The 21299-nt window shown below is 65.0% G+C and carries 24 protein-coding genes; 10 read left to right on the top strand and 14 right to left on the bottom strand.

Annotation, left to right across the window (positions count from 1 at the left end):
- Positions 1–19: 19 nt before the first annotated feature.
- The 11 genes from D9R12_RS04615 to D9R12_RS04560 form a co-directional block, all read right to left on the bottom strand.
- Positions 20–949 (bottom strand): OST-HTH/LOTUS domain-containing protein, encoded by a 930-nt coding sequence (locus tag D9R12_RS04615; RefSeq protein ID WP_244671916.1) that lies wholly within the window; start codon positions 947–949, stop codon positions 20–22.
- A complete protein-coding gene (locus D9R12_RS04610; protein ID WP_122228517.1) occupies positions 946–1260 on the bottom strand; it encodes a type II toxin-antitoxin system RelE/ParE family toxin in 315 nt (104 codons plus the stop codon). The genes D9R12_RS04615 and D9R12_RS04610 overlap by 4 nt, the downstream gene beginning before the upstream one ends.
- 4 nt (positions 1261–1264) lie before the next feature.
- Entirely contained in the window at positions 1265–1501 is a 237-nt protein-coding gene (locus tag D9R12_RS04605) for a ribbon-helix-helix domain-containing protein (protein WP_014159721.1), read from the bottom strand.
- A gap of 176 nt (positions 1502–1677) precedes the next feature.
- Positions 1678–2856, bottom strand: a complete 1179-nt coding sequence (locus tag D9R12_RS04600; RefSeq protein ID WP_122228514.1) for an STY4528 family pathogenicity island replication protein — start codon at positions 2854–2856, stop codon at positions 1678–1680.
- 3 nt (positions 2857–2859) lie between these two features.
- The gene (locus D9R12_RS04595; protein ID WP_122228511.1) at positions 2860–3420 is read right to left on the bottom strand and encodes a DUF2857 domain-containing protein; all 561 of its coding nucleotides are present in this window, start codon (positions 3418–3420) and stop codon (positions 2860–2862) included.
- A 19-nt stretch (positions 3421–3439) separates the two neighbouring features.
- Complete coding sequence (locus tag D9R12_RS04590; protein ID WP_425479040.1) at positions 3440–5143, bottom strand: ParB family protein; 1704 nt, start codon at positions 5141–5143, stop codon at positions 3440–3442.
- Positions 5091–5327: a type II toxin-antitoxin system HicA family toxin gene (locus D9R12_RS04585; RefSeq protein WP_122228504.1), complete on the bottom strand. Its 237-nt coding sequence runs from the start codon at positions 5325–5327 to the stop codon at positions 5091–5093. The genes D9R12_RS04590 and D9R12_RS04585 overlap by 53 nt, the downstream gene beginning before the upstream one ends.
- Positions 5311–6177: a ParA family protein gene (locus D9R12_RS04580; protein ID WP_122228501.1), complete on the bottom strand. Its 867-nt coding sequence runs from the start codon at positions 6175–6177 to the stop codon at positions 5311–5313. The genes D9R12_RS04585 and D9R12_RS04580 overlap by 17 nt, the downstream gene beginning before the upstream one ends.
- 40 nt (positions 6178–6217) lie before the next feature.
- The gene (locus D9R12_RS04575) at positions 6218–6436 is read right to left on the bottom strand and encodes an AlpA family transcriptional regulator (RefSeq protein ID WP_122228498.1); all 219 of its coding nucleotides are present in this window, start codon (positions 6434–6436) and stop codon (positions 6218–6220) included.
- 119 nt (positions 6437–6555) lie between these two features.
- Positions 6556–7317, bottom strand: coding sequence for an ATP-binding protein (locus tag D9R12_RS04570; protein ID WP_170159143.1), 762 nt, complete (start codon positions 7315–7317; stop codon positions 6556–6558).
- A 506-nt stretch (positions 7318–7823) separates the two neighbouring features.
- The gene (locus D9R12_RS04560; RefSeq protein WP_122228492.1) at positions 7824–8735 is read right to left on the bottom strand and encodes a LysR family transcriptional regulator; all 912 of its coding nucleotides are present in this window, start codon (positions 8733–8735) and stop codon (positions 7824–7826) included.
- Between the two features lie 724 nt (positions 8736–9459).
- Between D9R12_RS04560 and D9R12_RS04555 the strand changes: the two genes are divergently transcribed.
- The 6 genes from D9R12_RS04555 to D9R12_RS04530 all read left to right on the top strand — a co-directional run bounded on the left by D9R12_RS04555 (position 9460) and on the right by D9R12_RS04530 (position 14678).
- A complete protein-coding gene (locus D9R12_RS04555) occupies positions 9460–10344 on the top strand; it encodes a LysR family transcriptional regulator (protein WP_425479039.1) in 885 nt (294 codons plus the stop codon).
- 250 nt (positions 10345–10594) lie between these two features.
- Entirely contained in the window at positions 10595–11008 is a 414-nt protein-coding gene (locus tag D9R12_RS04550) for a transposase (RefSeq protein ID WP_170159142.1), read from the top strand.
- Positions 11005–12087 (top strand): IS3 family transposase, encoded by a 1083-nt coding sequence (locus D9R12_RS04545; protein ID WP_147475047.1) that lies wholly within the window; start codon positions 11005–11007, stop codon positions 12085–12087. The genes D9R12_RS04550 and D9R12_RS04545 overlap by 4 nt, the downstream gene beginning before the upstream one ends.
- A gap of 59 nt (positions 12088–12146) precedes the next feature.
- Positions 12147–12974: an ABC transporter ATP-binding protein gene (locus D9R12_RS04540; protein ID WP_210539050.1), complete on the top strand. Its 828-nt coding sequence runs from the start codon at positions 12147–12149 to the stop codon at positions 12972–12974.
- 25 nt (positions 12975–12999) lie between these two features.
- Positions 13000–13449: a cyanase gene (gene cynS, locus D9R12_RS04535; protein ID WP_122228480.1), complete on the top strand. Its 450-nt coding sequence runs from the start codon at positions 13000–13002 to the stop codon at positions 13447–13449.
- A 161-nt stretch (positions 13450–13610) separates the two neighbouring features.
- On the top strand, positions 13611–14678 hold the full coding sequence (locus tag D9R12_RS04530; protein ID WP_122228813.1) for an IS630 family transposase: 1068 nt from the start codon (positions 13611–13613) through the stop codon (positions 14676–14678).
- Between the two features lie 65 nt (positions 14679–14743).
- Here the strand turns inward: D9R12_RS04530 and D9R12_RS04525 are convergent, their stop codons facing one another.
- On the bottom strand, positions 14744–15370 hold the full coding sequence (locus tag D9R12_RS04525; protein WP_122228477.1) for a substrate-binding domain-containing protein: 627 nt from the start codon (positions 15368–15370) through the stop codon (positions 14744–14746).
- Positions 15371–15474: 104 nt separating this feature from the next.
- Between D9R12_RS04525 and D9R12_RS04520 the strand changes: the two genes are divergently transcribed.
- Positions 15475–15774 (top strand): helix-turn-helix domain-containing protein, encoded by a 300-nt coding sequence (locus tag D9R12_RS04520; RefSeq protein WP_112292521.1) that lies wholly within the window; start codon positions 15475–15477, stop codon positions 15772–15774.
- A 26-nt stretch (positions 15775–15800) separates the two neighbouring features.
- Here the strand turns inward: D9R12_RS04520 and mobH are convergent, their stop codons facing one another.
- A complete protein-coding gene (gene mobH, locus D9R12_RS04515) occupies positions 15801–17645 on the bottom strand; it encodes a MobH family relaxase (protein WP_122228475.1) in 1845 nt (614 codons plus the stop codon).
- 152 nt (positions 17646–17797) lie between these two features.
- Between mobH and D9R12_RS04510 the strand changes: the two genes are divergently transcribed.
- The 3 genes from D9R12_RS04510 (at position 17798) to trpD (ending at position 20058) form a co-directional block, all read left to right on the top strand.
- Positions 17798–17983: a hypothetical protein gene (locus D9R12_RS04510; RefSeq protein WP_122228472.1), complete on the top strand. Its 186-nt coding sequence runs from the start codon at positions 17798–17800 to the stop codon at positions 17981–17983.
- 378 nt (positions 17984–18361) lie between these two features.
- Positions 18362–18940 carry an anthranilate synthase component II gene (locus D9R12_RS04505; RefSeq protein WP_122228469.1) on the top strand — a complete coding sequence of 193 codons (579 nt, stop codon included), beginning with the start codon at positions 18362–18364 and terminating at the stop codon, positions 18938–18940.
- Between the two features lie 89 nt (positions 18941–19029).
- Positions 19030–20058, top strand: a complete 1029-nt coding sequence (trpD, locus tag D9R12_RS04500) for an anthranilate phosphoribosyltransferase (RefSeq protein ID WP_122228466.1) — start codon at positions 19030–19032, stop codon at positions 20056–20058.
- A 371-nt stretch (positions 20059–20429) separates the two neighbouring features.
- On the opposite strand, the gene D9R12_RS04495 is transcribed toward trpD, so the two are convergent.
- Positions 20430–21266: an IclR family transcriptional regulator gene (locus tag D9R12_RS04495; protein WP_122228463.1), complete on the bottom strand. Its 837-nt coding sequence runs from the start codon at positions 21264–21266 to the stop codon at positions 20430–20432.
- Positions 21267–21299: the final 33 nt, after the last annotated feature.

The raw sequence follows: 21299 nt of genomic DNA, 5'->3' as shown, positions 1-21299 counted from the left end.
GGAAGGCTGGCTGTACCGGCTATCCCCTGGGGATAGCCTGTGAGATGACAGCAGGACGGGGGAAGCCGCCGATGCGGCACCATGACCTCGACTGGTCAGTGGGTGCGAGCCCTGTACCAGGCGGCCGCCGCCCGTCCACGTCACGGTAGCGCAGTTCGAAGAGGCGCGACTCGTGCAGCACCTGCCGCCAACTGGCGCAGCCGTACCTGGCAGGTTGCTGGTCGGGATACCGTTGCGTGATCCGTCGTCCCGCGCTGGCAACGGGTGCCCAGCCTTCCACGGCCAGCTCGACCGAGGCCTCGCGCAGGGCGCGGACGATGCCTGCTGCCGGCCAATCCACCGAGCCATCCGGGGTGATGCCATGGATCACCAGGTCACGGAAGGCGTCGGACTGCACGAACTCGGCAGCCAGGCGCCTGGCCTGGTCCATGTGTTCGGCCCAGCCCCGGAGGCGCTCGAAGTGCTGGTCGATGCGAGCGTAGGCGGCAGCCAGCGCCTCGTGCGCTTCACGACATCCGTCCGAGCTCCACAGGTCGTGCTGGTCGATGAAGTGGTGCACCAGATTATTGCGCAGCGACATCAATTCCCACAGGCCGTCCTGGGTCTGGGCATAGTCTTCCGCGGATAGGCTCAGGTGCATCCGCATGCTGAACGAGGTGACTTCTGCCGGGGCCTTGCCCAAGGCATCGGCGGATGTGTCGGCTCCATCGGTGACGACATACGATCCCAGGAACTGGCCCACCAGGGCGCCGAGCGTCTTGCCAGCGGCATCGGCAATGCGCGCCGCGCGGATCGACTCCAGTGCGTGGGCCGGCCCCGTGAGATCGTGGTACGCCACGATGGCCTTGATCAGGCGCTCGTACTGCTGGAGGCGGAGCATGCAGCGGCCGAGCAAGCGCTGGATTTCATGCTGGTGGTCTTGCAGATCGCCGTCGGCCAACTCGCTCATGAACCGAAGTCGTCCCGGAATCGGTCGATCTGGTGCATCCGCTCGTGCAGGATGGTCACGATGCCGATGTCGCCATTGGAGAGCCGGCGCCAGTAGACGAAGTGCCGTTCGTAGCGGAAGAAGTAGCCTTCGATGCCGAACTCGGCGGGAATGGGCCTGGACGATGTCCGGTGCGTCTGGATGCCGTCGAAGGCCTCGAACAGGCCGGTGATGTAGCGGTCGGCGTGTTCGGTGCCCCAGCGATCGCGCGTGTAGCGGTAGATCTGGTCGAGCCGCCAGGACGCCGCCTCCTGGACCAGGACCTTGGCCACGCAGTCAGCCTCGGTTGCGCGCGATCACGTCGGCGGCAGTCAGGGGACGGTACGAGGTCTCCGGGGCGGCAAAGGCATGGGCCAGCTCGGCCTTCAGCCGGTCGAAGGCTTCCTGCTCCTTGCGTTGCTTGTCGCGGCGGATCAGGTCGCGCATGTACTCGCTGACGTTCTCGTAGTCGCCGTGCTCGCCCACGTTGGCGGCGACGAAATCGCTGAGCGGTCCGCTGAGGCGAACCGTCATGGTCGTGGTCGTTGTCCGGGACATGGCTGGCTCCTGTTGCCGTTATCGTATTCAATATATTCAAAAACGAATACGCAGACAAGCATCCGGCCGGCAGCCGCTTCTGTGGCCGGTGCGTGTCGATCGGAAGGCTTCTTGTTGCAACCATCCCCTGGGGATCGCGCGATGTGCCGCCGTCATGGCTGCTCCAGCATCGAGCGCAGGCGCGTGATGTGAGCTTGTGCAACCTCCGGACCGGCGGCCTTTGGCACAGCGGATGCCGGACCGGACATGGCGCGGGCATTGTCTTGCCGGGCCCACGCACGGAATTCCCCGCGGATCGCCTTCTGGATGATGCCAAATAGATAGCCGGCGGGATTGCGCACCGTATTGCCGCCACAGCGTGCTGCCCACTCGTCGAGCACGGCTTGCCGCTGCGCCTCGTCCACCTGCTGCAGCGCCACCAGCGCGCCGGCCTGCTGCTCGTCCTTCAAGCGCAGGAAGCGCTCGGGCAGCCGCAGGTTCTGCAAGGCCCTCGCGCGCGGTACTGTACGTACTTCATTTATACGATCATTACGTACTGTACGGTCCTCCTTCGGAATCCGAAGAGAGCCGTCTGGCGCGGGTTTCGGCCCTCCTTCGGATTCCGAAGACGGGCGCGCGCCATTCCGAAGCAGGGCTTCATGGCCTTCTTCGGATTCGTGGTCCGCACCCTCCTGTGGATAACCTGGCGTCTTCCAGCCAGGCCGCGCCATGCGCTGCGCCAGCACTTGCAGGCGGGTCGGCAGCGTGCGCCCGCTGAGCAGCGGGTCTTCGGCGATCTCCCGCAGCGTGTTCATGCCCACGACCTGCACCGCCTTCGCCGCGTGCGTGAGCGCCAGGCTCACCAGGCCCAGGTAGTCCGGGTCGAGTTGCATCGCCTCGAAGGGTGACAGCGGTTCGTCGTGCAGCACGTAGAGGTTGCCTTGGATACGGCCGGTCTTGGGGTCGCGCCGCCGCCGCACGAGACTGAGCCAGCGCGTCAGCCGCAGCAGCGTCAAGGCGCGCGCCACGGTCTCGTGCGAGGCTTGCGCCGCACAGGGCATGGACGCCAGATATGGGCGGAGCTGGTCGTAGCTGGGAAAGGCGGTCACGCCGTCGTCATTGAGCTGCAGGCGGAACACCTGCCAGGCATTGCGCTCCAGCGGCGTCAGGCGCCGGTCGAGGAACAACGCGCGCGGCACGTTCTCGTGCCGATTGCCGCTGTAGAGAAAGCTGTCCTGGCACGGCGACGTGCCCTGCGTCGGTTCCTTCGGCTCAAGGTGCCTCAGCGCCTCGTCGAACAACGCCGACAGTGCAATGGGGCCTTCGCGCCGTGGTGCGCCCCCGGTGGTCATGGCCTACACCAGCCCCTGGTCGACCCAGTCCCGTATCGCCGACCAGATCACCGACATGGGCAGGGTCATGGCCTCGGCCAGGTCCATGGTCAGCGCCAGCATCGCCATATCGTCATTCAGCACGATCTGCCGCTCCTTGAGGCCGGCCTTCCAGCGTTCCCACAAGGCCGCGTCCTGCGCCTCGTCGAGCACCGGATGCCGGCCCTTGCGCTTGGGCAGCCCGAGGATGTCGCGGCGCAGCGCCACCTCCTGATGCGTGAGGCCATAGAATTTGCTGACCATCTCCGTGCTCGCCCCCAGGCGCAGCATGCGGTCCACCGTGGCGATCTCCCGCTCCACGTCGTGCACCTGGCTCAGCAGCCGCTTCAACACTTCCCGGTTCACCGACACCGAACACCACGACACCGTGGCATTCACCAGCATGCTCACGAGTTCGGGGTGTTTCAGGGCATCCAGCTCCTCCTCGCCGAAGCCCATGGCCTTGCAGCGGCGCAACTGGCCATTGCGCAGGTCATGCAGGGCCTGCGCGATCACGGCCTGGTTGAGCGGGTGCGGTGCCGACATACGGAAGCCTCCTGCGCGCTCAGGACTCGTGGTCCGAGCCGCCGGTGTCCAGATCCAGCAGCCGGCGCGCCAGGCGCAGCAGACGGAAAAGCTTCACCAGCCCGGAATCACTCAGGCGCATGGCCATGCCGCCGTGACCATGCAGCAGCGGCCCAAGTTCATCGGGTAGCCGCGCGCGATCCAGCTCAGCCGCAGATGCCGGTGCCGCGCTCAGTGCGTCCAGCAGGGTCAGCACCGCGCGAGCAAAAGCCGGCAGTACGTTCGCCTGGCCCAGGGCCGGCGCTACGCAGATGAAGCCGATGCCGCCGTCGCTGACTTCGATGTGATCGGCTACCGCCGCTTCCCCGGCGATTTCGCGCGCGAACTGCGCGATGTGCGCGCGCAGGCGATCCGGCACGTCCAGCCCCGGCTCGACGTACCAAACGTCCGAGATGGGGTAGAGCCCGCCGGCCTGCACGGGGATCGCCCGCAGCGCATCGGCCTCGAAGTCTGGCAGCTTGTCGCCGAGCTGGTCCGCGACCATCCGCTGGATGGACTGCAGGCGCTCGGTGGTCGGTGCCGGTGTCACGATGTGTCCTTGCAGGCGCTCGTCGCGTTGCCCGTGCTGTTCCTCCGGCGTTTCGGGCGATGCAGGCGGTGTCGCTGCTGGCGCCGGATGCGCGACCGGCGTGGTGTCGCGCGGCACAGACGAGGCGGATGGCTGCTGAGCCGCGGAGACAGCCGGGGAAGGGGTAGCAGGCAGGTCAGGCGCTGCCGGTGGCGTCGGCACCGCCGGTTCGCTGCTCAGCGCACGCTGGCGGCTTTCGCTGTCGTTGATCTCCAGCGCCAGTGTGTCGTAGTCCGCCTCCAGCAGCTCGGCCATCTGCCCCACCAGCTCGTCCTGCACCCGCTGCGGCGAGAAGTCGTCGGGCCGTGTGTCGAACTGCGTCAGCACGTCCTGAAACAAGGTGGCGAAGTCCACGGCCACGGTGCGGCCGAGCGCACGCCGTTCCCAGGTGCGCTCGCACGCCTTGCGCAGCACCGCGAGCCGCTCCACCTGATGCCGGCCCAGCCCGCCGTAGAGCAGCGTCGGGATCGCCGGCAGCAGATAGCGCACTGCATCGTTCATGCGGCTGATGTGTGACTGCGGCACCGGATAGCCGTCGGCAGCCAGCCGCCGCGCCAGTTCGCTCTGCGACAGCGCCTGGCCAAATTCCTGCTCGTAGAACTCGCGCGCCTTCTCGATACCCAAGGCCCGCTCGATGAAGGTCAGCCCGCCGCGCAGCTCGTTCTCGGCCAGATGCCCGGTCAGCGCCACGATCTCACCGCGCGCCGGCCACGGGCGGAACAGGCATGCAATGCGGAAGAAGCGTTCCTCCTTGGTCTCGCTCCACAACTCGCGCAGGATCGCCAGCCGCGTGTTGCCGCCGTTGCGAATGATGTAGTGGGCCTCGCCCGGCCTGCGCGTGATCGCGGGGGGCGCGTCCAGCCCGCGTTCGCGGATGGACGCCTTGATCTCCGCATAGGCCGGGTTGCGCGTCACGCGCGGGTCGTGGTCGTAGGGCCGCAACTGATCCAGCGTCACCACCATCGGCGTGTCGGCGATGGGGTCGCTCAAGGTCGCGGCCGAAGGGCCGCTGCGCTCGAAGCTGGTGGCCAGCAGCTTGGCAGCCATGTCCTGCGGCGTCAGCTCAGCCATGGCCGTTCTCCTGCACTTCCCGGTCGGCGCGGCGAAGCTGCGCACGGGCGTTGCGGTCGGCACGGTGGTCGCTCGCAGTCGAGCTGGTGTAGATCGACGCGCAGCCTGCTTTCGTGAATTTCAGGTGCCCACCGGACGTGCGCACCACGCGCCAGCCTTCGCCCAGCGCGAACTCGATCAGCGCGCGCAGCCGTTCACGGCCGCGCGCCAGTTCATGCGCGTTCGCCATGGCCGCCCCCTCCCGCATTGGCCCGGCCGGTGACCAGCGCGAAGCGCTCCCGCCACGCGGGGAACAGCTCACCGGCCAGCGTGCGCATGGTGTCCAGCGCCGCGGGCGCCGTACGCCCCGCCGGCTGCCGGTACTCCACCCGATGCACCGGCAATCCTCGTGTCGCAGCGCGCGGATAGGCTTCGATGGCCGGCACGTCGGTGCCCAACACCTGCACGCCGGCCTGCTCCTGGAACACCTGTCGCAGCGCCTGCTGGACCAGCCGCGCGTTCGACGACACCGGATGCACACGGTTGATGAGCAGGCGCAGCGGCGGTGGCTCGATGCCGAGGTGCCGATACGGCGCGATGTCCTCGATCAGCTGCAGCGTGCCGCGCCGTAGCTCGCGCGCCCCGAGAATCTCCGGCGTCACCGGCGACAGCGCCAGGTCGGACGCCAGCACCGCCATCTCCAGCAGCACGCTGCGTGCGCCCTGGGTGTCGATCAGCAGCAGGTCGTAGTGCTCGCGGAAGACCGGCAACAGGTTGCGCAGCCGCAGGCGCCCGTCGGGCGCGTGCAGCAGCAGTGTGTTCAGTTCGCCGCGCTCGTCGTTGGAGAGCACCAGGTCCAGGCCTACGATCGCGGTGCGCGACACCAGTTGCTCGTTGCGCCGCTCGTTGAAGGCGAGCATCTCGTAGATGCCGCCGGGCGCGTGCACGTCAAGCGTGAAGTAGCTCGACAGCGTGGGCTGCACGTCCAGGTCCAGCAGCAGCACGCGCAGCCCGGCATCGGCAATGAAGCCGCCCAGGTTGGCCGCCGTCGTGGTCTTGCCCACGCCGCCCTTGGTCGAAATGATGGACACCACCTGCATGGGCTTCTCCTCGTCGAATGGCATGAACCGAGAAGAAGCGTCAGGCGCGTTCCCTGAGGCGATCGACGATCCACTGTTCGATCTCCACTGAGTCCCAGCCCACCGCGCGCACGCCCAGACGCAGTGCCTTGGGGAACTTGCCTTCCTTCATCAGGCTGTAGATGTGCGCGCGCTTGAAGCCGGTCCTGGCCTCGACCTCGGCGCGGCGCAGGATGCGGTGTTCGGTCGGTGCTGCCGTGGCGGCGGTCTGCGAAGACATGAGGGTCACTCCTTAACGCTCGGCGGCGCTGATTGGCGTGACTCGAATTAAGAACGCCCGCGTTGAAGAAGGACACCGCAAATGCGGTATCCACGACCGCAGATACAGGTTGGCATCGCTCAGGAATTGGTGCTCTGCAGCCTGCGCCGAGCCAGTGCGAACTTGGCCTGCAGGGTGCGCTCGGTGATACCCATCGCGTTGCTGTGGTGCGCCACCATTGCGCTGATGATGGCCTCCTGAGTCAGGAAGCTGGAATACGGCATTCCGCTAGGCGACTTGCCCAGCAGCAGCGTCAGCAACCCGCCAATGATGTTCAGGTAGGTCGTTTCGCTGCGCGGCCCCGGCGCATTCGCACGCTCCGCGTCGGCCGCGCAGGCGGCGTGCGTTTTCAGCAGCGCCTCGTGCTCGGCGCGCAGCGACTCGTACACGCTCAAGTGTTCCGCCAGCCGTGCCTTGATCGCTTCCCGCTCGACCAGCAATGTGCCCACTGTGTCCAGGCTGATCGCCGGGTGAAGCGCACGCTCGATCTCATCGAACAGAAACGCCGGTTTCTCGCCGGGGTAGTAGTGCGCCATCCAGGCTTTCAGATCGACGTGCCGCACGGTCAGCGACGAGTCGTCCATCGCCAGACCCAGCGTGTCCCGCCCCAGGCCATCCTTGCCATACGGCATTTCGCCGTGGGCCAGCGCATCGAAGATTCTTTCGGCATTCAACCGCAGCATCGGCCAGCGCGGAAACTCCGTTACCTCCGGCAGAGGCCGCTGTTTCAAGGTCGCCAGGATGCGCTGTTCGAAGCGCAGCAACCCACTCCAGCGGATTGCCGCCTCGATCGGGCGGTAGTAGATCTTGGCGCCATCGGCCAGGCTGCTCGACTTCGGCATACCGCGCGCCTCCATTCGTCATCGCATCGAGTCCATGCACGCGCACCCGCCATACAGGCGGCGTGCGTGGCTGTCCAGGAATCTCCGGGCGAAACGAGCAGGCGGCGAAACGGCGAATACCGTGACCTCGGTTTCGTCGCGAGATGTGCGCCTTGTCGCGCAAGGCGCCAGCACTCACAACGCGTAAGCGGTGAAACGTGCTGTCACCAGCGTCATTCGCGGGCACCATGCCCGACCCGGATAAACCAGGCCGAAGTCTTTGCATGGGAAAAGGCCCAGTAAAGCGCGATCAGCTCAACACGCCAGAGCCGATGCACATACGGAAAGCACTGTTGCGCCCCGGGTCTTCGCTGTGACGCGCCGCGGGGGCATGCGGATTCCATCGCAGGATGCCGACCGCAAGTGCGAGCAACGCCTGAGTGCAGCGCTTCAATGGAATTCCACTGTGGAAAAACAGGTCTGGCGCTTTGACCAAAATGGAATCGGCCAACCCGCCTGAATCAACCTCATGCGAGGCGTCGCGCATCCAGCGGCATCTGACCCACACGCTGCGCACGCTCGATGAAGTGGCGCAGCGGCTCCGCCATCGCGCCCTCGGGATGTAGCAGGTAGGTCGTCAGCACTGCCGAGTCTTCATCCAGCGGCCGGACGATCACCTCTGCCTGCCGGCATGCCGCCACGTGCGCTGTGTTGGAAAATCCCACACCATAGCCGGCCGCCACCAGGGCCAGCATCAACGAGTGGGTCGTCACGTACTCGGCCACCACCGGCGGTGTCTCCACGCGGCGCAGCAGCCGCTCGCATTGCCGGCTGCACTCCTCACATACCTGCGGGCGGCACAGCACCAGCGGGTAGCCCACCACCTCTTCCAGTGGCACCCGCTTGTGCGCCAGCAAGGGGTGCCGCGCGGGTATGGCCACTACCAGCGGGTCTTGCCACACAGGGGTGGCGACCACCCCGGTCACCATCTCGCCGGCCATCGCAAGGATGGCGTCGTACATGCCGTCGCTCAATCCGTCTACCGCCTGCGACAGCGGTGCTTCGAACAGCCGGATGCCGAGTTCCGGCGCCTCCTCCCGGCACAGCGCAAGCAGTGCCGACAGCCGGACCCGCCCGATGCAGCCGGCCAAGGCGATGCGCAAGGTGCCCCACTGTCCCGCCGCTACCACTCGCGCCTTGGTCTGGGCTTGCTCAACGGCCAGCAGCACGCGCCGGCACTCGCCGAGGAACACCTGCCCGGCCGGGGTCAGGCGCAGGCCGCGCTGCATGCGGTCCAGTAGCGTCACCCCCAGGGCTGCCTCCAGTTGGCGAATCGTGCGCGACAGAGGCGACTGCTCCACATGCAGCCGCCGCGCCGCCCGGCCGAAGTGCAACTCCTCGCCTACGGCGATGAAACAGCGAAGATGTCGTAAGTTCATGTCCTTCCCCAGAAAGTGGAGTCCATTCCTCTGTCCGTAGGGAATCGCATGAGTGCTTCCCGGGGGCGATGTCGATCACAGAGGCTTTCCAGTTGCCCGCGTCCGGCCTTGTTCAGTCGCTGGAGATACGGTGAGCATCCAAGCAGGGCCGTTCTTCAATCGGTGTTGCGATACCACACAACACCGCGCACAATCAATAAGCAGGATTAGTATCTGTGTCTGAATGGAGGGAAGCAGATCGAGCGCGATGTGGCGATCCACCCGTCAACATTCATGGCAGCGTGCAACGAGGAACACATGGGCGACGAGCAGCTCGCACAGCGGCTGCAGGTATACGCGCCGCGTCGGCCGCGGCCCGGGGATTTCATCGGGGGCGACCGTTTGGTAGGCCTACCAGCGCGTTGCTCAGATGTTGGCCGCTGCGGAGAATTTCGGCTGTGGAAACTGGGCTCGTGACCGCCCCGGCAGCGATCACAGTGAGCCGGAAGACCTCAATGAAACTGCATCGGCACGTCCACCCTGACGTCGGCTTGACGTCGTCGGTTTCGCCGAACCCAAGCTGCAGCATAAGTGAGCGACTGCGGTGTGCCCAACGCCCCAGCAGGCATGAGGCTTTGGCGCGATGCCACGGAAGATGGGCAGATGGGGCGCGGATGGCAGTGCTGGCGGCTGGGAAGCCGGACCAGGAGAGGTAAAAAGGGAGGTAGCATTCTTGGAGTTCAGATTGCTGCGTTACTTTGTCGCAGTTGCGGAAGAACTGCATCTGGCCCGTGCGGCCGAACGTCTCGGCGTCGAGCAATCGCCCGTGTCACGCGCGATGCGCGATCTGGAAAACCAGCTTGGCGTAAAGTTATTCGATCGGAGTACACGCCAGACGCGGCTGACATGGGCCGGTCAGGTCTTCCTCGGCGAGTGCCGGCGCGTGCAGGCCAGCGTGGAGCAGGCAATCAAGAGTGCCAAGGCCGCGGCGCAGGGCTACCAAGGCCATCTGCGCATCGCAATCTGCGACAGCTTGGCGCAGCCACGCATCGCCACCCTGCTGGCACGCAGTCGCGAGGATGAACCCGAGCTGGAGATTCGCGTCTTCGAACTGCCATTCGCGCAGCAACTCAAGATGCTGCACAACGATCTGCTGGACATCGGCTTTGCGTTGTCAAACGCGGTACACGATGGCTTGGTCGCCGAGCCGATATGGACCGATCCGCTGTCGGTGATCCTGCCCGCACGCCATCCCTTGCTGGCACACGTGCAGGTGCCGCTGGGCGAAGCCTTGAAGTTCCCGCTGGTTCTGTGCCATCCCGAATCGGGATCGGGCTGCCGCCATCAGATTCAAGCGATGCTGGAAGACACAGGTACACCCCTCAAGCTGGTCGATGAAGTGGCCAGCCTGGGCGTGATGTTGACCCTGGTTGGCGCTGGCTACGGCATCGGCTTCGCCATCGCCTCCCAGGTGCAGACGCTACAGCGTCCGGACATCTCCATTCGTCCTCTGGCCGGCATACCGCCGATGCTCTCTACCTACCTGCTGCGCCGCCAGGGCGAACCCTCGGAACCCATGAAGCGGTTCATGGAGCGGGTAATGGCAATGACTGCACGGTCGGAGGATTGAGCCCCGTTTTCGTGAAGGTCGCAGGCGCCAGCGAGGCAAGTGCAGGACGTGCTACAACGGTAGACGGCTAGTGTACCGTTCTGTTCTTGAGGGAAGTTGGATGAAATCCATCACTCCAACACTCTACGAGGACGAAGAGTGGAGAGTGCAAGTGCGAGTTGCCCCCCCTCCGTGCCAAGCTCCCCTGAGACCGCTCTTGCTCTGAATCATCTGTAGCATTCCCCATCAGAGAGGCGGTAGGAGAAGCGAAGTGCCCAAGCCGTCCGTTGTGAAGCCTGAAGGTTCCGAAGTGATCGCCGATGAGGTTCTGGATGGCCGTCGGCGTCGAACATTCTCGGTGCAGTTCAAGCGCCGAATACTGGAGCAAGCCACTGCCTGCGAGAATCACGGCGAGATCGCCGTGCTGCTGCGCAAGCATGGCCTGTACAGCTCCCACCTTGCCCAGTGGCGTGCGCAGTTCAGCGAGGGTGGAAATGCCGCCTTGGCTGCGAAGCCCGCCGGCCGCAAGCCCAGGCAGAACATCAAGGATCAGCGGATTGCCGAACTCGAACGGCAGCTTGCCAAGCTGACCAGCCGGCTGGATCTGTCCGAGAAGCTGGTTGCACTCCAAAAAAAAGCGCAGGAACTGTTCGCAGCCCTGGCGTCAGCGGAGACGACCCGGTGACCGCGCTGCTTGTACAACGCGACCCGATGATCTCGCTAACCCGCGCTTGCTCGGCACTCGGCGTTTCCCGGGCCACGATGCATCGCAGGAAACAGCCCCCGGCGGTCAAGCAACCGCGAGCCAAGCCGACATCGGCGCGCGCGTTGAGCCAGGCCCAGCGCAGTGAGGTGATGGCGGTCCTGCACAGCCCCGAGTTCGTCGACCAGCCGCCGCGCGAGGTCTACGGAACCCTGCTCGCGAACGACACTTATCTGTGCTCGGTCAGGACCATGTACCGCCTGCTCACCAACCTCGGAGAAAGCCGGGAACGCCGCGACCAGCGGGCGCCTGTGCACCATGCGGTGCCGCGCCTGTCCGCCACTGCCCCCGACCAGGTGTGGACCTGGGACATCACCAAGCTGGCCACCCTGACCACCGGTGTGTTCCTCAATCTGTACGTGATCCTCGACCTGTTCAGTCGTTGCATCGTCGGCTGGATGGTGGCCAGACGCGAAACCAGCGCACTGGCCCAGCAACTGATCGTCCGCAGCATCGAGCACGCCGGCATCGGCGCTGGCCAGCTCACCCTGCACAATGATCGCGGGGCGCCGATGACTGCGCACACGTTCGACGCGATGCTGACCACGCTCGGCATCGAGGCTTCTCGCAGCCGGCCACGGGTGAGCAACGACAACGCGTTCAGCGAGAGTGGTTTCAAGACACTGAAGTACCAGCCGGACTTCCCCGGGCGCTTCCACGACGCCGAGCACGTCCGATCCTGGATGCGCCAGTTCACGCCCTGGTACAACGAGCAGCACCGCCACGAAGGCCTCAACGGATTCACTCCCAACGAGGTGTACAGCGGTCGCCACGTCGAGCTCTCGGTAGAGCGTCAAGCCACCCTGGACGCCGCTTACGCGCGCCATCCCGAGCGCTGGATCAGCAGACCACCGCTGCTGCCGAAGCCGCCGACCATCGTCACGATAAATCCAGCACCGCCACTACCATCCGCCGCACCACCCGCACTGCAAAACGAAGTCGTCCCCGTCGAATCCAGCGTCGTCAGCTACACCAACTCACACAGAACCAACCGTACATAGATTTCTGAAATTTACGGTCTCAAAGTCCTTGACACGTTCCGCCTCCCGTATTCGAGAACATCAATTTCAGTCTGGAGCAGGGCGAGTTCGTCTGCGTGATTGGCCACTCCGGCTGCGGCAAGAGCACCATCCTCAATGTGCTCGCCGGCCTGGAGGAGCCGAGCAGCGGCGGAGTCATCATGGCTGGCAAAGAAACCGCCGGGCCGAGCCTGGACCGTGGCGTGGTGTTCCAAGGGCACGTTCTGATGCCTTGGTTGACGGTCGAGCAGAACATTGCCTTTGCCGTGAAGTCCCGGCACCCGTCCTGGTCGCGCCAGCAGATTGCCCAGCATGGCGCACGCTTCATCGAAATGGTCGGCCTGACCGGCGCTGCGCAAAAGAAGCCGGCGGAGCTGTCCGGCGGCATGAAGCAGCGCGTCGGCATCGCCCGGGCCTTCGCCGTCGAGCCGAAGATGCTGCTGATGGACGAGCCGTTTGGCGCGCTCGATGCGCTGACCCGCGGGGTGATCCAGGATGAACTCGTGAAGATCTGCGCCGCGACCCGGCAAACGGTGTTCATGGTCACTCACGACGTCGACGAGGCCATCCTCTTGGCGGACAAGGTGATGCTCATGAGCAACGGGCCAAAGGCGCGGATCGCCGAAATCATGATCAACACGCTGCCCCGCGAGCGGACCCGCGAAACCATCCATCACGACCCGCAGTTCTACCGGATCCGCAACCACCTCGTGGACTTTCTGGTGCGTCGCTCGAAGACCATCCAGCAAGGTGGCGAAGGTGTGCTTGGTGACCAGCCGCTGATCGTCCGCCCGGGCCTTGATGAAACCGACCCACCTCCCCCAGATCCGCAAACGCAGCAACCGCTGCGCCGCATTCACGCTGTATGAACCTACCTACTGAAGGAATCGATCGATGATTACCGACCGCGCACAAGTCACCCAGATGATCATCTCCGCCAAGGTCACCAAGGGCATCAAATGGAGCCAGGCCGCCGAGGCCATCGGCAAAAGCAAGGAGTGGACTACAGCCGGCTTGCTGGGGCAGATGGCCTTCGACAAGGGCCAGGCCGAAACCCTCGGCAAGCTGTTCGGCCTCACCGACGAGGCGGTGGCGTGGCTACAGATCGTACCGTACAAGGGCTCACTGCCTACCGCCGTGCCAACCGATCCGCTGATCTACCGCTGGTACGAGATCGTCAATGTCTATGGCAGCACTATCAAGGAGCTGATTCACGAGGAATTTGGCGACGGCATCATGAGCGCCATCGACTTCTCCATGGACATCCAGCGCCAGCCGGACCCGAAAGGCGATCGCGTGAACGTGGTGCTGTCGGGCAAGTTCCTGCCTTACAAGAGCTACTGACCAGCCCGGCCCTGCTTTCCGGTTTCAGGCTCGACACGCCGCAGTCACTGGCTGCGGCTCCGAGCCGGCGAGCCCTCCTAGTGTACCGTTCTGTTCTTGAGGGAACTTGGATGAAATCCATCACTCCAACACTCTACGAGGACGAAGAATGGAGAGTGCAAGTGCGAGTTGCCCCTGAGATTGTGCTGAGCGACGAGGAACGAGCCGAGTTGACGAGACTGGTTCGCTCCAAGCTCACGAGCGTGAGGCTGGCGCAGCGCGCCCGCATGGTGCTGCTGGCTGCGGACGGCGCGCAGAACAAGGAGATCGCCGAGCAAGTAGGGGTGGGGCGCGTACAGGTCTCGCGGTATGCGCAGTCGCGGATGGCCGGGATCGAGCGCGACTTGCCGCGCGGAGCGCCGCCGGCCAAGGTCGACGCGGCGCGGCTGGTGGAGTTGACCACGCAGAGCCAGCCGGCGGCGGCCACGCACTGGAGTACGCGCAAGATGGCCGCCGAGCTGGGCGTGAGCCCCAGCACCGTGATGCGGCATTGGCACGCCCACGGTTTGAAGCCGCACCTTGTGCGCAGCTTCAAGGTCTCGCGCGACCGGCAGTTCGTCGAGAAGCTCGAAGACATCGTCGGCCTGTACCTGTCGCCGCCCGAGCATGCGCTGGTGCTGTGCTGCGACGAGAAGAGCCAGGTGCAGGCGTTGGACCGCACCCAGCCCGGGTTGCCGCTGAAGAAGGGCCGCGCGCAGACGATGACGCACGACTACAAGCGCAATGGCACGACCACGCTGTTTGCTGCGCTCAACGTGCTCGACGGGCAGGTCATTGGCCAGTGCCAGCCGCGCCACACCCACGTCGAATGGCTGAAGTTCCTGCGCCAGATCGACCGCCAGATCGACCGCCAGACGCCCAAGGACAAGACGCTGCATCTGATCGCCGACAACTACGCCACCCACAAGCATCCCAATGCCCAGAAGTGGCTGGCCAAGCACCCGCGCTTCACCATGCACTTCACGCCTACCTCCGCCTCGTGGCTGAACATGGTTGAGCGCTTCTTCCGCGACATCACCACCGAGCGGCTGCGCCGCGGGGTGTTCACCAGCGTGCCCGAACTGACCGCCGCCATCGACGAGTACCTCGCGCATCACAACACCAAACCCAAGCCGTTCATCTGGACCAGAAGCGCCCGCGACATCCTGCAGAAGGTGATCCGCGCCAATCAGCGCTTAAGTTTCAAATAGAATGGAACACTATGCTAGCAGCAGCGGTGCGGGATCGTGGCGAAATCGCGATCCCCGCGCATCTGTCAGGACACCAAGCGCGCGCGGCGGGCGAATCTCGCCTGAGGGTCTGACAAGGAATTGTCGCGGCGAAGCAGGTAAGCCATCACGATCGTTGGTGCGCCGGCCAGCGGCCGCACGGCGATGCCTCGGCGCAGGTAGCTCGCCAGTCTTGCGGCCGGCGCAATGGCGATTCCGTACCCGGCGGCAACCAGCGTCATCGCCACGTCGAATGTCTCCACCGTTTGCTCCCGCTCCTGCAGCCCGTTCTCGAACACGCGCTGCACGGTCATGCGCCATGGTTCATCGGCCGTCGACTGCGCGCAGATCAAGGGCTGCCTGAGTACTTCCTCGCACGGCACTTCACGATAGGCCAGCAGGTGGGAGCGCTTGGCCACGGCGACCGCCAGCGTGTCATGCCACAGCGGCTCGCATACCCAGCCAGGCCACTGCCGGGCAACCGCAGACAAGGCGAAGTCGAAGCCGTCGCCCGGCAGCTCCGCGCTTCGAACTTGATCTGTCCATCCGGCCAGGACGGCATGAGTCTCCGGCTCTTCGGCGCGCTGCAGGGCGAGCACGTCGGCGAGCTGGGGAGGCACCCATTCGCCGAGGATGGCCATGCGAATTTCGGCAGTGATGTCACTCGATTCCACGTCCAGCTTCCCCAGGCAGTGAACTCGCGGCAGCTGCTCTCGGACCGTTTAATGAGTTAAGTTTAACGTGGTTTAGATCGTGCCTGCGTTCGACGCTCTTGGCAATGCCAAAGCGTTCGATCCAAAGGGGCCGCCCCACGGGCACCACGACCTACGAAGCGGAACCAGCCATCGCGTTTGGGGCTGCCGTGCGGGAAGAAAGAACCAACCAAGGCATCGCTCAGGAAACGCTGGCCCACATGGCCGGCATCGAACGGTCGCACATGGGCAAGATCGAGCGGGGCGAGCATGTCCCCACGCTCCCCCTCATCCTTAAGATTGCCCGTGCGCTGAAATGCAGTTCCGCCCACTTGATGACAATGACCGAAGCCAGGCTGGCAAAGTCGGCCCCATCCGCGGATTGAAGCCGGCTCGCATAGCGGTCGCATGCCTACGCCTGATCGTCGTCCTTTCCCCCAAGGGCTGAATCTTCGCGCCTTGCGGCCTCGTCGAGGAGCCGCAGGTATGGGTTGTCTGGCGGCGTCTCCTGGAACAGCGCATCCGGGCTGGCGAGCAGGTAGCCATGCAGCCGGCGCGACTTGCGTGGCCCCGTGACTTCGCAGGTCCAGATGTTCAGCCCGCTGGGCTGCTTGCGGTGCTGTCCCAGCTTCTCGAAGCGCTTCTGTACCCACTGCCACCCCTCCAGCTTCTCCTGCTTGGCCAGCGCGGCGACTTGAAGATGCTCCTGCGCGTAGCGCTGGAACACGCCGGGACTGACGAGGTAGGTCGTACCGGCGACGGTATGCACCAGGGCCTTGGCGTCGTTGATGATGAGCTTGCGCGTCTGGATGCTCTGACGCAGCCAGGCCATGAAGTGCGTCCCGGACGGCTCCGCGCGATCCTGGGTAGGCGCGAGGTTCGTCTGTGGCGGGGGCACGGCCGAAGGGGTAGGCTCGGGCTCGGCGGCAGGGCAACTCGGGATCTCCGGTGCTGTGGGTGGAGCGGTGTCGCCCAGCAGGTCGAGCAGCGCGGCCACGCCGGTGTCTGTGGCTGTGGATGCGATCGGCGCCGTGCGCGCGGGTGCAGCTTCGATGCCTTCCACGCGCGGCCCATCGGCCACCGCCGGCGCCTGCGGCTCCGCTTGTTCCTCTTCGACCTGCACTCGGCCTGCGAACGGCGCCGGCCGGTCGGTGGCATCCCAGATCATCGCCGGCGAGAGTTTCAGGAAGGTGAAGGCGTGCGACCAGCCGGAGTCGCTGGTGACGGCAGCCTTCCAGATCGCCTTGCCCTCCGGCGTCGGTTGCACGATGCCGTGATCCTGCAGCACATTGAACACCGCTGTATTGCTCGCCGGGATGCCGTCGATGCCCTGCGACAGCAGATGGGCGCGCAGCTTGTCGGAGACGGTCTTGCTCACCAGCCACAAGGCGTCCTGGGTCAGCCAGCCGTCCGCCGGGCCGGCCTGGTTCAACTTGAACTCTTCCTTGAGCAGGTAGCGCAAGCCGTCGAGCAATTTGCGTTGCAGCGCATGCTTGGGTGCCGCCAGTGCCTTGCTGGGATCGCCGCCGAGTTCCTGGGCGACCGAGGCCTGATCGGCCTGCACGACCAGCTCGCCGAGCGTACCGGCGTGCTCGTACTGGCCGGCCAGCACGTACAGCAGCACGGCCCAGAGGTCGGGATAGCCGCTGAGCCAGTCGAAGATGTCCCGATCGAGAATGCGCGTGTAGAGCAGCCCGGTGGCGGCGTTGTGCAGGCGGTACTCACGCTCCTTTCGGTAACGGAAGCGGTAGGGCTTTCGCAGCGGGCCGTGCCAGGGATGCCAGACGCTGCCGTCGGCATGCTCGACGTGCAGATCGACGGCGATCTTGCCGATGTCGTGCAGCAGGGCCGCATAGGCCGTGCCTGCGGTCCAGGCTTCGGCCTGGGCCGCCTGTGCCTCCGGCGTGACGCCCGCAGGCAGCAGGTATGACTGCCGCAATTTTAGCGCATAGGCGACGATCTCCAGGCCGTGGTCCAGCATGCCGCCCGGATAGGCGTGGTGGTGGCTCTCGGAGGCCGGGAACTGCTGGACCAGCTCGGCGTAGCGCTCCAGTGGGGCGAGGTAGAGCGTGGTGAACTGTCGGCGCGAGAGTGATGTGCGCTGCCAGATGTGTTCCAGCAGTTTCTGCCGACGCGGCGTCGCCAGCAGCGATGCGGCCGGTTCCGGCCGCATCGACCCTTTCGGAGTTTCGATGGCGGAGGTGGGCGGTGTGCCGGCGGTGGGTGGCACCGGTTTGCGCTGGAACAGCGAGAGCATGGCGAACCTCGGATGAGGGGCTGCTCAGGGGTGCCTTTTGACCTTTTCAGGATAGGGCCTTTCCCCTTGGCGCCCTTCCTTTCCCCCTTCCCAGCCCTTTGGCCTTTGTCGGAAGCCTTCGGGTATAGGGCCGCTGCTGCGCGGGTGCCACGATGAATGCGGCATGGGGCGATCCCAGCAAGCTGGAAGCTGACGTCGAACACAGCCAAGGCGGCGTCGGTTACGTCAGCCCGCAGCAGCGCCACGCCGGGCAGGACGTGACCCTGCTCCAGGCGCGCCATGCGCTGTACCAGCAGGCCCGCCAAGCCAATCCGGCACGCTGGAGCGGGCCAACCTGAGACTGGGATCCCATCGGCGCAGTGGCGTTGAATCCGGAGAAAAAGGCGGTCGTGGCGGCAGCGACCAAAACACAAAAAGCCGCATGAACCAGGCGACAACTATCTTGACTGCATCACTCAGCGTGCGGCACTTGGCCCAGGCTGATCAGGCGCTGTGCACTTTTGGCATCCAATGGGCGAAACACGGCCACCCGCAAACGCCTTGGGTGCAAGAACCTCTCGCCAAGAACAGGCAAGGGATGCGTGTAAGAATGGAAGCGTGGCTGCTGCAAAGGCGTCGCAGCCGATTGCAGCGAAGCAAAAAGCGGGTACTTAAGCGGGGTATCTCAGGTTTATTTCTTCCTTAATTTCTAGGAAATACAGAGAGTTAGATCACGTATGCTGCTGATGATCGACAACTACGACAGCTTCACCTACAACCTCGTGCAGTACCTGCAGGCGCTGGGGGCCGAGGTCGAGGTGGTGCGCAACGATGCGCTGAGCGTGGATGAGATCGCGCAGAAGGCGCCGCAGCGCATCGTGATCTCGCCTGGCCCGTGCACGCCCAACGAGGCCGGCGTGTCGCTGGAGCTGATCCAGCGCCTGGGCGCAACCACGCCGATCCTGGGCGTGTGCCTGGGCCACCAGAGCATCGGCCAGGTCTATGGCGGCCAGGTGGTCCGCGCCGGCCGCATCATGCACGGCAAGGTCTCGCCGATCCGGCATCAAGGCCGCGGTGTGTTCGCCGGCCTGCCGGACCGCTACGAAGCCACGCGCTACCACTCGCTGGTGGTGGACAAGGCCAGCCTGCCCGATGCATTGGAAGTCACTGCCTGGACCGAGCACGAGGACGGTTCGATGGAAGCGATCATGGGCCTGCGCCACCGCGAATTTCCGGTGGAAGGCGTGCAGTTCCATCCCGAATCCATCCTCACCCAGCACGGCCATGCGTTGCTGAAGAACTTCCTGGAAAAATAATTCCGCAGCAGCGCCCGACGGGCGCGAACTTTCACCCGAAGCATCAAAGGCGCGCGCCCCCGGGACGCTCCTACGAGAAGGCCCAGAACGTGTCCATCACGCCACAACAAGCCCTGCAGCGCACCATCGAACACCGCGAGATCTTCCACGACGAGATGGTCGAGCTGATGCGCCAGATCATGCGCGGCGAGATTTCTCCGGTCATGACGGCCGCCATCCTCACCGGGCTGCGGGTCAAGAAGGAAACCGTCGGCGAGATCGCCGGCGCGGCCAAGGTGATGCGCGAGTTCTCGCGCCCGGTGGAGGTGGCCGATCGCACCCACATGGTCGACATCGTCGGCACCGGTGGCGATGGGTCGCAGACCTTCAACATCTCCACCTGCGCGATGTTCGTGGCCGCCGCGGCCGGGGCGAAGGTGGCCAAGCACGGCAATCGCAGCGTCTCGTCCAGATCCGGCAGCGCCGATGCCTTGGAAGCCCTGGGCGCGAAGATCGAGTTGCAGCCCGAACAGGTGGCCGCGGCCCTGGCCAGCACCGGCATCGGCTTCATGTTTGCTCCGCTCCACCACCCGGCGATGAAGGTGGTCGCGCCGGTTCGGCGCGAGATGGGCGTGCGCACCATCTTCAACATCCTCGGGCCGCTGACCAATCCGGCCGGTTCGCCGAACATCCTGATGGGCGTGTTCCATCCGGACCTGGTCGGCATCCAGGCGCGGGTGCTGCACGAACTCGGCGCGCAGCGGGCGCTGGTGGTCTGGGGCCGCGATGGCATGGACGAGCTGTCACTGGGCGCCGGCACCCTGGTCGGCGAACTGCGCGACGGCCAGGTCCGCGAATACGAACTGCATCCGGAGGATTTCGGCATCGCCATGTCGGCCAGCCGCAACCTCAAGGTCGAAAGCCCCGAGCAATCCATCGCGATCCTGCACGCGGTGCTGGCCGGCCAGCCAGGCCCTGCGCTGGATATCGTCGTCTTCAATGCCGGCGCGGCGCTGTACGTGGCCGGCATCAGCGACTCGATCGCCACCGGCATCGCACGCGCGCGGGCGGTGATCGCCGACGGCAGCGCCGCGGCCAGGCTGCGCCAGTACGTGGATTTCACCCGCGCGTTGGCATGAGCGTTGGCGCCCCCGCCTTCGCCGCGGCGGGTGCCGCCGGCCGGCGCGACAGGGGACAGGGACAGGGACAGGGACAGGGACAGGGACTTTCAGCGCCGCGCGGTCAGGATCTAACGCGCCGGTGGCGACCCGGTTGGTCAGGACTGGGGCCACACGAAGGTGCGGTGGGCGGACGGGGACGCCGGGTCAAAGCCTGGCCGATACGGTTCAAGGGCATTGTCGCGTTCTGCCTGCCGTTGTCAGGGCTGGTTCCGGCGGGAGTTGACGAGGCGCCTCAAGCCGCGAAGATGGTGCCTGGAGGCTCGGAGCAGGTTGTTAAGGGCTTCGAGGAGGCTGTTGGTTCGCGAGTCTGCGCCCAGACGAGATGTCTATCAGTCGTCTGTGCGCTTAGATAATGGCGCAGGATTACTCCCTAGCGCATTCGAAATCTGCACCGCTGCCTCCAGCAGGTCAGCTACGGTCGTTGGATTAGCAGTAGCTGGCAGGTAGTGGATGGATCCCACGATGGCGATGGTTCCGAACAGCGAGCCATCGGCCTGAAACAGCGGTGCCGCCAAAGCGTTGATACCGGTGTAGAGCTCTTCGGGCGCATCTGCCCATCCGCGACGTCTCGCTAGTTCCACTTCGCTTCGTAGCCGATCTGGGTCGGTGATGGTGCGCTGGGTCAGTCGAGGCAGCGGGCGATCAAGCACGGCTTCCAGCAGCGTTGAAGGTCCATAGGCCAGCACGATCTTTCCCTGGGCTACGCTGTTGAGGGCGTAACGCGTGCCTTGGCGCAGGCTGATTTCTATCGCTGACGTTCCTCGCAAGATGTCGATCACTACGACCTCACTTTCCGTGAAGCTGGAGACGACCACTGTTTGGCCCACCTTGTCGCGCAGACGTTCCAGCATTGGCTTGGCCAATGACATGATGTCGAAATGCCGGCTGCAGGCTTGGCCAAGCAGGTAGAGCTGCCATCCGGCCTGATAGGTGCTGGTGCGCGGATCTTGGGTCACATAACCATGTTCACGCAGCACCGTCAGATGACGATGCATGCGTGCTTTGGGCATCCCCAGCAGCTGCCCGAGTTGGGTAACTCCAAGGCCGGGTGGTGTTGAAACCAGGGCCTCGATGATCTTCAGCGAGACAATGGCCGTCGGTGTAGCGCAATCAACCTGCAAGGCCTCGGTTGTATCGGCATCAGCCGTTGAGGTAGAGCGCTTCATATCGGTTGATGGGATGCCATGTCGTATTCCAGT

The sequence above is a fragment of the Pseudoxanthomonas spadix genome (assembly GCF_003703395.1).
In the GTDB taxonomy this organism is placed as follows: Bacteria; Pseudomonadota; Gammaproteobacteria; order Xanthomonadales; family Xanthomonadaceae; genus Pseudoxanthomonas_A; species Pseudoxanthomonas_A spadix.
Note: the sequence above shows the minus strand (reverse complement) of the source record. Positions and strands in the feature narration are given on the sequence as shown.

Bases quoted from the DNA above. Each gene is read 5' to 3' on its own strand.
- D9R12_RS04595 (WP_122228511.1), bottom strand. From the start codon at position 3,420: ATGTCGGCACCGCACCCGCTCAACCAGGCCGTGATCGCGCAGGCCCTG.
- D9R12_RS04580 (WP_122228501.1), bottom strand. From the start codon at position 6,177: ATGCAGGTGGTGTCCATCATTTCGACCAAGGGCGGCGTGGGCAAGACC.
- D9R12_RS04505 (WP_122228469.1), top strand. From the start codon at position 18,362: ATGCTGCTGATGATCGACAACTACGACAGCTTCACCTACAACCTCGTG.
- D9R12_RS04560 (WP_122228492.1), bottom strand. From the start codon at position 8,735: ATGAACTTACGACATCTTCGCTGTTTCATCGCCGTAGGCGAGGAGTTG.
- D9R12_RS04585 (WP_122228504.1), bottom strand. From the start codon at position 5,327: ATGGCGAACGCGCATGAACTGGCGCGCGGCCGTGAACGGCTGCGCGCG.
- D9R12_RS04605 (WP_014159721.1), bottom strand. From the start codon at position 1,501: ATGACGGTTCGCCTCAGCGGACCGCTCAGCGATTTCGTCGCCGCCAAC.
- cynS (WP_122228480.1), top strand. From the start codon at position 13,000: ATGATTACCGACCGCGCACAAGTCACCCAGATGATCATCTCCGCCAAG.
- D9R12_RS04575 (WP_122228498.1), bottom strand. From the start codon at position 6,436: ATGTCTTCGCAGACCGCCGCCACGGCAGCACCGACCGAACACCGCATC.
- D9R12_RS04520 (WP_112292521.1), top strand. From the start codon at position 15,475: ATGCCAAAGCGTTCGATCCAAAGGGGCCGCCCCACGGGCACCACGACC.
- mobH (WP_122228475.1), bottom strand. From the start codon at position 17,645: ATGCTCTCGCTGTTCCAGCGCAAACCGGTGCCACCCACCGCCGGCACA.
- D9R12_RS04570 (WP_170159143.1), bottom strand. From the start codon at position 7,317: ATGCCGAAGTCGAGCAGCCTGGCCGATGGCGCCAAGATCTACTACCGC.
- D9R12_RS04495 (WP_122228463.1), bottom strand. From the start codon at position 21,266: ATGAAGCGCTCTACCTCAACGGCTGATGCCGATACAACCGAGGCCTTG.
- D9R12_RS04615 (WP_244671916.1), bottom strand. From the start codon at position 949: ATGAGCGAGTTGGCCGACGGCGATCTGCAAGACCACCAGCATGAAATC.
- D9R12_RS04510 (WP_122228472.1), top strand. From the start codon at position 17,798: ATGAATGCGGCATGGGGCGATCCCAGCAAGCTGGAAGCTGACGTCGAA.
- D9R12_RS04600 (WP_122228514.1), bottom strand. From the start codon at position 2,856: ATGACCACCGGGGGCGCACCACGGCGCGAAGGCCCCATTGCACTGTCG.